Origin of the sequence: Allobaileyella intestinalis (assembly GCF_009695865.1) — a bacterium.
Taxonomy (GTDB): domain Bacteria; phylum Bacillota; class Clostridia; order Peptostreptococcales; family Anaerovoracaceae; genus Allobaileyella; species Allobaileyella intestinalis.
Genome location: NZ_VUNB01000002.1, coordinates 87,081 through 99,877, shown reverse-complemented (window position 1 = coordinate 99,877; position 12,797 = coordinate 87,081). Strand labels below are relative to the sequence as shown.

Annotated in this window: 9 protein-coding genes; all 9 read right to left on the bottom strand. The window is 38.1% G+C overall.

Annotation, left to right across the window (positions count from 1 at the left end):
- Positions 1 to 63: 63 nt before the first annotated feature.
- The 9 genes from FYJ66_RS02365 to FYJ66_RS02325 all read right to left on the bottom strand — a co-directional run bounded on the left by FYJ66_RS02365 (position 64) and on the right by FYJ66_RS02325 (position 12,766).
- Entirely contained in the window at positions 64 to 1,977 is a 1,914-nt protein-coding gene (locus FYJ66_RS02365; protein WP_154571913.1) for a GH25 family lysozyme, read from the bottom strand.
- 17 nt (positions 1,978 to 1,994) lie between these two features.
- Positions 1,995 to 4,070 carry a CHAP domain-containing protein gene (locus FYJ66_RS02360; protein ID WP_206156966.1) on the bottom strand — a complete coding sequence of 692 codons (2,076 nt, stop codon included), beginning with the start codon at positions 4,068 to 4,070 and terminating at the stop codon, positions 1,995 to 1,997.
- 144 nt (positions 4,071 to 4,214) lie between these two features.
- The gene (locus tag FYJ66_RS02355; protein ID WP_154571911.1) at positions 4,215 to 5,702 is read right to left on the bottom strand and encodes a lipopolysaccharide biosynthesis protein; all 1,488 of its coding nucleotides are present in this window, start codon (positions 5,700 to 5,702) and stop codon (positions 4,215 to 4,217) included.
- Between the two features lie 3 nt (positions 5,703 to 5,705).
- Positions 5,706 to 6,593: a glycosyltransferase family 2 protein gene (locus FYJ66_RS02350; protein ID WP_154571910.1), complete on the bottom strand. Its 888-nt coding sequence runs from the start codon at positions 6,591 to 6,593 to the stop codon at positions 5,706 to 5,708.
- Positions 6,586 to 7,215 carry a CatB-related O-acetyltransferase gene (locus FYJ66_RS02345; RefSeq protein ID WP_206156965.1) on the bottom strand — a complete coding sequence of 210 codons (630 nt, stop codon included), beginning with the start codon at positions 7,213 to 7,215 and terminating at the stop codon, positions 6,586 to 6,588. Before FYJ66_RS02345 ends, FYJ66_RS02350 begins: the two co-directional genes overlap by 8 nt.
- A gap of 8 nt (positions 7,216 to 7,223) precedes the next feature.
- Entirely contained in the window at positions 7,224 to 8,372 is a 1,149-nt protein-coding gene (locus FYJ66_RS02340; protein WP_154571909.1) for a glycosyltransferase WbsX family protein, read from the bottom strand.
- An 18-nt stretch (positions 8,373 to 8,390) separates the two neighbouring features.
- Positions 8,391 to 9,248 (bottom strand): LicD family protein, encoded by an 858-nt coding sequence (locus tag FYJ66_RS02335; RefSeq protein ID WP_154571908.1) that lies wholly within the window; start codon positions 9,246 to 9,248, stop codon positions 8,391 to 8,393.
- A gap of 8 nt (positions 9,249 to 9,256) precedes the next feature.
- The gene (locus FYJ66_RS02330) at positions 9,257 to 10,387 is read right to left on the bottom strand and encodes a glycosyltransferase (RefSeq protein ID WP_154571907.1); all 1,131 of its coding nucleotides are present in this window, start codon (positions 10,385 to 10,387) and stop codon (positions 9,257 to 9,259) included.
- 606 nt (positions 10,388 to 10,993) lie between these two features.
- On the bottom strand, positions 10,994 to 12,766 hold the full coding sequence (locus tag FYJ66_RS02325; protein WP_154571906.1) for a DUF2142 domain-containing protein: 1,773 nt from the start codon (positions 12,764 to 12,766) through the stop codon (positions 10,994 to 10,996).
- Between the last annotated feature and the right edge of the window lie 31 nt (positions 12,767 to 12,797).

Here is a 12,797-nt window from a genome sequence, read left to right as displayed (position 1 = left end):
ATAGTCAAAATATTACCTCTCCATACGAGTTCGTTCATGGAGAGGTAATCAATTAATGCAAAACTAAATGTTGTACCAGTAATCGTTATCCACGTTGCCCTGAATGCCATTTACATGGGCAGAGCTTGTGTTCTGCCAGCACGTATAACTTCCGCCATAAGTTACCCGATGATAATACTGTGCGACCCAGACTTTATATTGTGCAAGCTGACTCATAATCAGTTGGTTATTGAGCCAGGAAGTACTTCCATAAATCATCGGTGTATATCCACTATTGGCGATCGTCTGACAAAATGCCTTAATAACATTTGTTCGCTGCTGGGCAGTCAGGTTATTATGACGACCGTTTGCAAGATACTCTGTATCGATCACTAAAGGCATAGAAACGTTATACGGCCTTACATGAGAGATCAGATAATTTGCTTCCTCGACTGCTTCCTGTTCGTTTACCGCCTGAGTAAAGAAATATGCTCCAGCAGAAATCCCATTCGATGTCGCACCTCTCATGTTCTCATCAAATCGTGAATCATCATATATGGTTCCGGAAACACCAAAACGTCCTCCTGCACGAATGAATGCAAATTTTACGTTATCTTGTGCAACAGCTGCCCAGTCTATCCAGCCCTGGAAGACGGATACATCTATACCTCGAACAATATTGCTAATTGCACCTGATTCCGATGCCAGATAATGTCTTCCATTCCATGTAAAATCGCCGCTGAGCATCTTTCCTGAAGAATCAAAACAGTAGTACGCACCATTTATATAGGCCAAAGCATCCTGATAAATATCACCAGCTGGCTTAGCGTAATACCATTTGCCTTCATCAAGTATCCATCTGTTCTGGAATATATCTCCTCCTGAATTTGCATAATACTTGTAACCATTCACTTCGAATATACAGTTCTGATATATCGAGCAATCTTCCTTCGCATAGTACCAGAGACCATAAACAAAGATCCATCCGTTACGCACCAGGTCCCCATCAGAATTTGCATAATACCATTTGCTATCTTCAAGTATCCACCTGTTCTGGAATATATCTCCTCCTGAATTTGCGTAGTACTTGTAACCATTCACTTCGAATATACAGTTCTGATATATCGAGCAATCTTCCTTCGCATAGTACCAGAGGCCATAAACAAAGATCCATCCGTTACGCACCAGGTCTCCACCAGAATTTGCATAATACCATTTACCATCATTCAAAATCCATCCGTTCTGGCGTATATCACCACCTGACATGGCGTAGTACTTGCATCCGTTCACTTCAAACAGGCAATTTTGGTATATATATCCATCATCTTTTGCATAATACCAGTGCCCTGCGTAATATATCCACTGATCTGTCAGGATCTGTCCTTCCGAACCTGAATATTTCCAGCCTTTTTCATCCAAAGCCCATCGATTCGATATCAATGCCCCCGAGTCGTCAGCCAGATATTCTTTTCCTCCTACGTAAAATACACCTGTCTGCATTATTCCGGCATCATTAAATCCGTAAGTCTTACCATTGATAACTAAAACCGTATTTCTATACAGTTTTCCATCGGTCCCTGCGTACATCCACTTTCCATCTAAAAGTATCCAACGATTATTCTGCAGAACGTCATTTTTGTAGTAATATTTTTCTCCATTCTCAACGATGATCCCATCTTTTGTCTCTTCAAGTGAGTCCGCCTGTGGTGAATCATCTCTACTAACACTATCGTTTTGTATTGTTTCCTGATCTTGGCTTAAACTATCCTGTCCATCCTGAAGAGCCTGACTATCTTCCTGTCGTGCTTCACTGTAAGCTATTTCCTGTGTATTTGATTCATCCAAATAACCGTCTGAAATTTGTTGATTGGAAATATCTCCCCCAGTAGATGAATCATCTCCATATGTTAATGCATTTCCTGCTATAAAACACCAGCACAAAGTAAAAGCAATAATGAAAAATGCTGATATCAATTTATTCCTGTTGTTTCCTGCCATATGCACATCTCCTCAGATTACATAATGCGTCCATACCCTATAGTATACACATTTCCAACCTGCCTCACTCTGCGAAGGACTTCTCCGAAGTATGATGATCCAGTATTTCCTTCAATAGTATATACAAAGCCATCTTTTACTTTTTCAACGATTCCCACATGGAACCCTTGTCTCTTCCCATCATATGGCTTCCAATCATACACTACAACGTCTCCAGGATTTGGAGCTGAATCCCATCTGCCTGTACGATCGAAATAATTTAGCCAATAGGGAACAGAAGCCATATTTCCTACATGTATCGCCCTGATGATACCTGCCTGCTGCAAACACCAAGCGATAAAGCATCCACACCATGGAGTAACTTGCCCGTTTACAAATGGAGTTCCTTCATAAAATCGCCAATACTTTTCACCTGTGTTAATTCCTAGCTGGGATTTTGCTATATCTACGATAGATCCCGTCCACTTTATTGTTGGATTATATTTCCCATCCTCATCAAAATACAAATACGTTCCATTCTCGCAAGCAAACATATCTATTCCCATTGAACCTCTTTGAGTGAAATAATATTTGGTATTTCCTATTGTAACAAAGCAGTTCTGGCAGATATCTCCCCCTGAATTTGCGTAGTATTTTTCCCCACTAACTTCAAAAAGGCAATTTTGATATATTGAGCAATCATCTTTCGCATAGTACCAGAGGCCATTCGAAAATATCCACTGATTTTTTGCGAAGTTCCCTCCAGAATTTGCATAGCACCATTTGTCATCATCAAGTATCCATCTGTTCTGGAATATATCTCCACCCGAACTTGCACAATACTTGTAGCCATCCACTTCGAATATACAGTTCTGATATATCGAGCAATCATCCTTAGCATAATACCAGAGGCCATAAACACAGATCCATCCGTTGCGTACCAGGTCCCCACCAGAATTTGCATAGTACCATTTGCCATCATCAAGAATCCACCTGTTCTGGAAGATAGCTCCATCTGAACTTGCATAATACTTGTAACCATTCACTTCGAATATACAGTTCTGATATATCGAGCAATCATCCTTAGCATAATACCAGAGGCCATAAACACAGATCCATCCGTTGCGTACCAGGTCTCCACCAGGATTTGCATAATACCAACTGCCATCATTCAGGATCCACCCGTTCTGGCGTATATCACCACCTGTCATGGCAAAATATTTATATCCGTTTACCTCAAACAGACAATCCTGATATATCGAACAATCGTCCTTCGCATAATACCAGTGGCCATTGACAAAAATCCATCCGTTATGCACCAGGTCTCCACCAGAATTTGCAAAATACCATCTGCCATCACTCAAGATCCATCCGTTCTGACGTATATCACCACCTGACATGGCGTAGTACTTGCATCCGTTCACTTCAAACAGGCAATTTTGGTATATATATCCATCATCTTTTGCATAATACCAGTGCCCTGAATAATATATCCAATGGTCTGTCAGGATCTGTCCTTCCGATCCCGAATATTTCCAGCCTTTTTCATCCAACGCCCATCGATTCGATATCAATGCCCCCGAGTCATCAGCCAGATATTCTTTTCCACCTATGGAAAATACACCTGCCTGCATTATCCCGGTGTCATTAAATCCGTATGTTTTACCATTGATCTCTACTAAAGTATTCTTGTATAGTTTGCCATCTGCACCTGCATACATCCACAGGCCCTCTGAGAGCACCCAACGATTTTTTTGCGGAACACCATTTTCTAAATAGTATATGTCTCCGTCACTGTTAACTACTCCATCTTTTCTGATTTCCGAAGTATCTGTTCCCTGCCAATCTGCGTTTTCCCTTCCAGTTCCATCAGCATATGCCTGATCTATGGCCGAATTTTCAGCACAACCAGTAAACCCATCCTCGTTTTCCTGTGTTCCAGTTTGAACCTCATTCTCATCAGCGGCACTTACGACTTCATTGTTTTCAGTTGAATCTGAAGCAGATGTAAAATCAGCTCCAAATACAATCGATGAAGATAATAACAACAGAAAACATACTCCAATCAGTATTGTGCAAAAATAACCAAATTCTTTTCTAAACGACTCTTCCATTGATGTTGCCCACGAACTCTCTTCTGAAAAAAACATACCAACAATGATAAGGTAACGCAAAAATCAAATGATGTCAAAGTTTGTTAAGCATTTTTATTCTGTAGTCGCACAAGTCCTAATCATTAACTGATTAGAATATTCATATCAAAACATCGACAATAATATTTTCAATCGGTCTCTATAAAGAAGGATAATATCCGCAAGAATAATGATAGAAGCCACTACAAAAGAAATAAATGCATTTTTAATCCATAAAGCAACGCAAATACCATCCCATGAAATGATGTGTGTTGAGATACAGTAAATTAGGAAGACCATTATTGCTGAGTTCAGCATTCCGAAAAGCCATTTTCTAAATGATCTATTTAGAATATTATTCTTGTTGTATATAGCTAGACAAACTATTCGATATAATACAGATGCAGTTGTGCCAATTGCAACTCCAATCACTCCCCACTTCCATACGAGGATGATTGAAATTACTATATTTATTATTACCTCAACATAAGAGTATTTTGCTGTTTCCTTAAATTTATTCGCAATGTATGATAACTGTAAATTGGGCTCCTGATAGCATTCAAGCGCATACGCAAACGATAATATCACACCAAATAAAGGCTGGTAATAATCAGCGTCATCAATTCCTGTTGTGTATATTTGTACAAATGGAACTAACAGGACGATTACACATCCGTATAATAACGATGTAATAGAAAACATGATCAATTCATACGCATCAAACGCTTCATTTGTGCGGTCGTCATCGCCGCTTGCGTATATATGTCCTACAGTTGGAAAAATCGCCTGTGAAATTGTAGTAATTACAGTTTTTATTGAGTTTATCACCATGACATAAACGGTATACACAGATACCAATTGAAGACTAGACAAAAAAGTCAGTATTACAACATCAGTATTATTATGAATAAACAGAGCAAAATTCTGTCCGAACCCATCCCATCGTTGTTTTAATGCTGTAGGATCCGCGGCCACCGATTTATCTATCGAATAGTATTTTTTTACAAAGTGACTGTATAAGAGAGGCTGAATTGCAAATGCTGCGGCACTTAGTAATTTTAGCAGATGAACTTCCGGGTATATTTTTATCACGGCGACAGATATCAGCAGGTTTATAACGCAGAATACGCTCTGAGAAAAATATACGACATACCCCATCTTATCTGCGATGAGCAATGTCCTGTATGTAATTGAAAACATATATTGAATAAATAAGGTAATTCCAAGAATAACACTTAGACTTGCCACATAAGCCCAACTAAATTTAGTGTGAACAAATATGGGATATATCATTGAAAGCATACCTGCATATACAACATATGCACGTCCAATTTTCTTAAAAAAAGAATCGGCTGCAACAATAATAGCGCTGATTCTTTCACTGTCATTTTCGCTCAAAGGTTTGTATAGCGCCGTCATGATCACTATGCTAACGCCTCCATCGAAAAGGCCAATATAATTTAAGAATTGCTGTAGCGAGGAAATGAGTCCGTTGATTTCAGAGCCAAAAGACGAAAGAATCAGCCTAGGCAGAATAAACCCCGCCACTATTGACAGTCCTTGCTGAATAACTCCCGCACTTACATTTAAGATAGCCGTGTTTCTTTTCTCCATTAACTACACCTTTTTAAAAAAAACGAGATACATCAACAGCCCCGGTATTTTCGCAAGGCAGTACCCTACCTTCGTAGGTGAAAGTTTATAACCATTATGATCAGCACACATATGGTCTGCACAGCAATATTTCACCATTTCAAGATACTTATTCATTTTTCCATTCAAATGACTGAAACAAAGTCCTTTTAGATATCTGTATCCCTGTGGATTTTTCTTCAGTAACGAATATACATTCTTTGAATACCCATCATTAAGATATTTACATATTACCGTGATTGTATTCATCAAAAGCATTTCATATGACTGATCGATCTGCAAGTACTGAACCGATTCGCCGATGAATTTTTCTCCAGGGAAAAGTTTATACGGATATCTACGGATTATTTCCGTACGGTAAACAATATTCGTATCTCCTGAAAAGTGATATTTCTCATAAAGTTCCATGAAATGACAATGAGACACATCCGCAGGCAAAGACTTTCCCATTATAGGGTCGTTTTCATTTTTCCCACGAAGGGATATCATTCCCGCTATTTTTTCACTACTATTTTCTTCCCAGAAGCGCAACATTGACTCAACCGCATCAGGCAATAGATAATCATCTGAATCAACACAATCGAATAATTCTGTTATGCATTTTTCAGCACCCAGATTCATTGCAACTTGTTTTCCTGAATTTTTCTGATAGTAGTATCTAATTTTTATTTTGCCCTCTTCAATCCAATCCGATACTAGTTTCTCCGTATTATCTGTTGAGCCGTCATCTACTATCAACCATTCAAAGTCCTTTGACGTCTGAACCAATAGACTATTGTAAAGTTTCTCGAGCGTATATGCTCGGTTAAATGCAGGAGTAAAAATCGTAAGTAATTTTTTTCCCTCAGTCATCAAAATCACCCTTCTTTGGAAGCCAGCTCAAATTTGACGTTTCACTTACAGGTGAATATAGTTCGTCAAGGTGAGAAATAACCATCTCATCATTAAATTTACTGAAGTCGATTTTTATAAGTTCATTCCGAATTTCTTCTGAAAATCTATATTTTATCAATTTTGCAGGAACACCTCCTACTATTGCATACGGTGGTACGTCTTTTGTTACAACGGCTCCAGATGCAACGACTGCCCCCTGTCCAATTTTGACCCCAGACATAATGAGTGCAGACTCACCGATCCAGACATCATCTTCAATTATGATATCTCCTTTAGAAAGTGCTTCACCTTGGTCACTTTTAGCGACTTGCACCTTAAAAGGATAAGTCGAAATGTTATCTAGAGGATGTTCTCCTTGAACCATAAACCTTACACCTGCAGCAATAGAACAATAATTTCCTATTATCAATCTGGACTCATTGCCTGTGGTTATAGCAAAAATTCCCCCATAGGTTCCCTTTCCAACAGATACCATAGATTGATTGAACAAATTGTCCATATGTGTATCATTTTGTGGATTTTTTTTCCGCCATTGATGGTTTCTCACCGTCAGCGCAAGAATATCTATTAATGTAGCCATTTTTCTCCTTATTCATCCAATGCTCTTCTAAGTTGATAGATAAATTCCTTCCCGTATTTCGTATCCGGCTCCATATATGAACCTTCACCCCATTCATTCCAAGAATTCAGGAAGATGATTCTGTGTTCTTTATTCTTTTTTTCGACGAGTTCTATCGCCTTCTTAGCACCTTTATAGAAGTTTTCTGGAGTAGCGTTGTAATAGATGATTGCTTTTCTTCCTGCCCGTGGTGAACGGTCATTTCCAACGAGTATTTCTGGAAAAATATTTTCCTGCTGCGCACAACCTATTTGATAATTGTTAACTATCTTTCCATAATCATACTTCTCCAAAAATAATCCGTTTAATTTGCCCCTGCTCGCCGCTCCACATACCTTATATAACAGTCCTTTAGTTTTTAATTCAGCATACTGCAAATTAAGAGTTTCGACAGCATCTGCGCCCTTTTCAAATGCCAATTTCACAGCATTTTCCGCCAACATATCCGGATGTAGTAACTCTTTTCTATTTTTACGATTAATGATTGGGATAGTGCTCGTATGTGAAACAAAATAGAATCCCGGCAATCCATTTTCTTCTGCCAGGTTATTCCATACATTTTTGAAATTAATGAAATCATTGAATCCATTTAAATCAAAAATTAGAAACAATGGTTTTCCATCAACAGTAATGTATCTGTTATCTTTGAATGCTGGTAACAGTCTATAAAAATGATCCATATAATCCTTTTCGCCAGGATATTCCTGTTTAAAGATATAACTGTCCTCAGCATTAGATTTGATCTTAGTCCACGTTCTTGTAGTCCAAGAATGATTTGCCCAACCAAGACAAAACGGAAAATCTGGGTCACCTGATCGAACGACCTCATCAAAAGGCCTTTCTAATACTTCCTTTCCATTGCCAAACCAGTAATGCCAATAGCAAAATCCTTCTATACCTGCTTCTTTAGCAAGTGCTGCCTGCTGTTCTCTAATTTCAGGCATCCTTAGATCGTAATACCCCAAATCGGCAGGTATCCTTGGTTCATTATGCCCTCTAAATAGGGGTCTTGCCTTGGCAACATTCCTCCACTCTGTAAAGCCTTTTCCCCAGTATTTATCATTAACTTCTACGGGATGAAATTGTGGAAGATAAAATGCAATAACACGTGCTTTCATATTTTCCTTTCAAAATTATTAGTCAGCTATATCATTATATGGCCCAAAGTCTAATTCATCAGGCACATGATTATGTCTCTTTTCTTCAGGAGGTAATGTCATATAATCTCCATATGTTTCTGTCAAATATTTTTCAATTTTATTTGGAGCATTTACCGCTATTCCCTCAAAGTCCACCCTTGTTGGCGGAAAAATATCTTCTTTATTAAATAGTTCCATATAAAGAGTTGTATCAAAAAAATAAGCTGTTCTTTTCGTTTTGCTGTTATTATATACATTCCTGTAATAATTTGCTTTTTGGTAACAATAATCAGATGATGGCCCAATCACCTTTATTAAATCATGAGCCACAAGCAAAATTACTTTAAATATTGATGCCTTAATACCTGTCACCATAATAACTGGATCTTTGACTTCAGAGAGTGTCATCATCTTCCCCCAGAACCAGGCACGTCTCCACTGTCTCTTCATAGCATCATCATCGTCAGGTACATTATCAAAACAAAAAATATCCAGAAAGATTCCACTATCTTTGATCTTTTTCTGATCATGTGTTTTGAAAACTGTATCTCTAAGGCAAAGATGTGTATTCATTACCGGGACATTACGATCCGTTTCCCTATTAAGAATATAATATCTATGGTTCAACTCTTTCTCTGCAATCAGAAGGAATTTGTCGTAATCTGGCTTTTCCATCATAACATCAATATCGTCGTCCCATGGAATAAAGCCTCCGTGTCTTACTGCTCCCAGCGCAGTTCCACCAATTACAACATAGTTTATCTCATGAGCATTACAAAACTCGTCAAACTCTTTTAATATCATCAGCTCAATTTTTTGCAGCTGTTTTAATGTTTTTTCTTCATAGTATTTCAATTTCAAGTCTAGCCTTTCGAAGATTTCTCAATGTAATAATTCTGAAGTTTCTGGGCGACTTCTTTTATATCATACCCAGCATTTATTGCGTACTGCGAAGTATCTTTCCTGGTTTTTTTTAGCATTGTCTCCGCTACCGATACCCAATATGACACATCTGCTGATAACGATATTCTTTTAATCAACCCCGCTCCAATATCTGCCTCATCGACGATTGCATCTGAAGTAAGGCATGGTAGTCCAGACGTCTGTGCCTCAACTACAGATATCCCCAAGCCCTCGTATATTGATGGAAATATAAAAATGTCCATAGCTTGCAAATAATAGTTTATCCTGTTTGATAAACCCATAAACTTAACAGAATCAGCAATCGCAAGGCTCTTAGCAAATTCCCTCATTTTTTCTTTCTCAGGACCCTCTCCAAACAACAGCAGCACAGAATTGCAATTGATCTTTTTGTAGTTCGCAAAGATTTTTAAGATTTCTGAGTGGTTCTTCGATGGCACGAACCTACCCACATGACCCCAAACGATTGTTTCCTTACCAATTCCAAGCTCATCTCTACAAATAAACCTAACGCTAGGAGAATACTTAAATTTGTCCACATCAATTCCATTTTTTAATACACTAAATCTACTTGAGTGGGCGACTCTCATTCCATATCTATCTATTCCTGCCTTGACAGAACATCCGATAAAATAATCTGCAATATTCCTAGTAGGGTAGCTCATTATCCTAAACAGCAATTCATTAAGGCTAATATTTCCTTTTGTTGCGTGACTATGAGCAATTGTAATTCTCCCCGCATTATTTGCTATTTTCAAGTATATTGGAGCAACACTTCCTATGTGGCCATGAACAATTACATATTCCATATGTTGTTTGAAAAAATTTTTCCACCATGTCTTATATTCGTTAATGTTTAATCCTGTAAACGAAGGGGCACAAAAAACTATCCCCCCCATATTATTAATCTCATCGCTATAATACATCTTTTTATCTGTATGAACGACAAAATCGAATTGCAGCTTTGATCTATCAATATTTCTATATAGATTCATTATCAAAGTTTCTGCACCACCAAGATTCATTGATCCAATAACGTGCAGCACACGCAAGCAATCATTCTCATTTACCATTTTGCTTGTTCTGCCTCCTCGTTTTTAACGCATCATAATTTGGAAAAACATTTAACAAAAATGCTCAGAGATAATTATTGTCCCGTAATCATTTCCTATATTCTATTTTCATCACATGATAACATTTCGAATGCATCCGAAGTCTGTCTCCATGTAAACTTGTTGCACAATCTTGTATAACATGCCTCTGCTGCTTCTCTGCACTCTTCAGGGCGATCAATAGTCCAAATCAATGTTTCCGAAACATTTTCCAAACTGTTATCCGGGATAATCATTCGTATTCTGGTGAGGTCACAAGCTCTTTGGATCCACCTCTGTAAGTTGTAACAATATAAGACTTGCAGGCTTCCGCCTCCAAAATTTCTGTGGAGAGGCCTCCTGAAAAGACGGTAAACAGAATAAATCGGACTCATTGAACAATGTCACAATGTGTCCCGAATCGATTCATCACCTGGTAAATGAATCGATTGTTATCTGCACTCCCCCGCTCTTCATACCTCAGCAAGCTTCCATCTCTCGTCAAAAAAGATTATATTCTCTTATTTTGCTTTATAATAATCTGAGATACCTTCAGCAACTTCATGACTATTGTAGGACTGCTTATGCCTATGCAACACAAAGGCAATAAACGGTATAAATAAACATGTATGACATGAACGCAATTGGTATGATGGCAGTTTCTGACTTATCCCGATTAAGTCTGTTTCCTGGTGTACCCATGAAATAAAATGCAGGGAGTATAAACGGTAGCAGATATCTCTGTTGTACCCCTGCGACATCCTTTGAACCTACAGAAGTGAACGAAACGTAAAGTGCTGCAACAATCAAGATAATTGTTATTATCAATCCAAGGAACCCCATTATCCGCAATCCCCAATTACACGACGACACCTCTTCTCTGTCCATCATACCGACAGCAAATAGTACCATTATTACCCATACCCAGCCTTTTCCAGTTCCCAGATAGGCCATATACGTAAAAGCATTCATTGCCGAACTATTTGTATCTAAAAAGAAATAATCTCGAATAAAGTTCCAGAAGATATTAAGTGTCTCCAGTGGATGAGATAGGATAAACTGTACCTGCATCGTAGAATTTACGGCAGCACCTCCTCTCGTATCTCCAACTCCAAATCCACCGGCATGAACTATTGGTAGCACAAACGATGCCACCAAAGCAAGACATACTGCTATAAGTGCCGTTCTAATAGCAAATGCTTGCTTTGAATTTTTGAATCTACTACTAGGAATAAAAAGTGCCGGGAGTATCATAGGGAAATATACTGCCTTTGGCATGCAACCTACTGCAAAGAAAAGCAGCATCAAAAGGTATTCTCTCATCTCTATTTTTTTCTCGGGTGTTTGAAGAAGTGAAACGAGATATGCTAATCCAAGGCCAGTCCATGCAGTTACCCATGGATCGTAACTATAAGAACAAGCCATAAACAAATTTGTAGGGATTAGACCAATTAGTGCAATAAATAATTTTCCATATCTGACCTTTCTAATTGCAAGTGTAAATATAAAAACATAAACAAAAAGATTAAATATTTTTCCCATGTTGAAAACATGAGCCCAACTCAACCCTAGACTTCTTCCGAAGAGTATCCCAATTGAAGCCGGTATGTATGATATGGTGCTAATACCAATTCCACTTGTATCTTTTTGAGCCAATTCTCTACTCTGGTATTTTGACTCAAGCATTTCAACGTAGCTTTCCCACTTTTCCTTATGTAATCCCTTTTTCGCGTGTCCGATCTCATATGCTGAGTTAACCATGGTTTCATCAGCACTTGACTTAAATCCATCAATTTTTTGCGTAAGTGAAAGCGTATTCCAATAATGGATCTGATCATCCCATGACACTCCAGTAAGAGGAGTAACGACATAAGTAAAATACATTCCGCAGATAAGTGCTATCACCGCAAACGACACAGCTATATGCTTCCATATTACTTTGCGTCCAATAAAAAGAGTCATCGCGACATACATTACAGAAAGAACCGTTGCAAGGCCACCACTTCCGGCTTCAAAGTGAAATACTGGAATCAGTACTCTATGTAAAACTACCCCAGCAATGGTCGCTAAAATGTAATCTGCAATCAATTTTGCAATATTTCTTTTGTTCGTTTTTAATGAACTAACATAGACATGAACTGCGTTAAAGCATGTTTTCCTGACTTTTCTAGAAACAGAATAAATGACCGGAATAACTCCAACTAATATGATTTCAATCGCAACAATGCGGAGCTTATGCATGTTTGTTGTCCATGGGCCAATTATTGTTGAACGATAGAACAAAAAGCCTACTATTATTCCAATGAACAGGAAAACTAAATAAGCCTTACCTATCGACTTTTTATACTTTACGTCATTCATCTACTCACTCCCATATTTCTAACATAGAAAA

Excerpts from the sequence above, each read along its gene's own strand:
- FYJ66_RS02350 (WP_154571910.1), bottom strand. The coding sequence starts at position 6,593 with ATGACTGAGGGAAAAAAATTACTTACGATTTTTACTCCTGCATTTAAC.
- FYJ66_RS02345 (WP_206156965.1), bottom strand. The coding sequence starts at position 7,215 with ATGGCTACATTAATAGATATTCTTGCGCTGACGGTGAGAAACCATCAA.
- FYJ66_RS02355 (WP_154571911.1), bottom strand. The coding sequence starts at position 5,702 with ATGGAGAAAAGAAACACGGCTATCTTAAATGTAAGTGCGGGAGTTATT.
- FYJ66_RS02360 (WP_206156966.1), bottom strand. The coding sequence starts at position 4,070 with ATGGAAGAGTCGTTTAGAAAAGAATTTGGTTATTTTTGCACAATACTG.
- FYJ66_RS02340 (WP_154571909.1), bottom strand. The coding sequence starts at position 8,372 with ATGAAAGCACGTGTTATTGCATTTTATCTTCCACAATTTCATCCCGTA.
- FYJ66_RS02365 (WP_154571913.1), bottom strand. The coding sequence starts at position 1,977 with ATGGCAGGAAACAACAGGAATAAATTGATATCAGCATTTTTCATTATT.
- FYJ66_RS02325 (WP_154571906.1), bottom strand. The coding sequence starts at position 12,766 with ATGAATGACGTAAAGTATAAAAAGTCGATAGGTAAGGCTTATTTAGTT.
- FYJ66_RS02330 (WP_154571907.1), bottom strand. The coding sequence starts at position 10,387 with ATGGTAAATGAGAATGATTGCTTGCGTGTGCTGCACGTTATTGGATCA.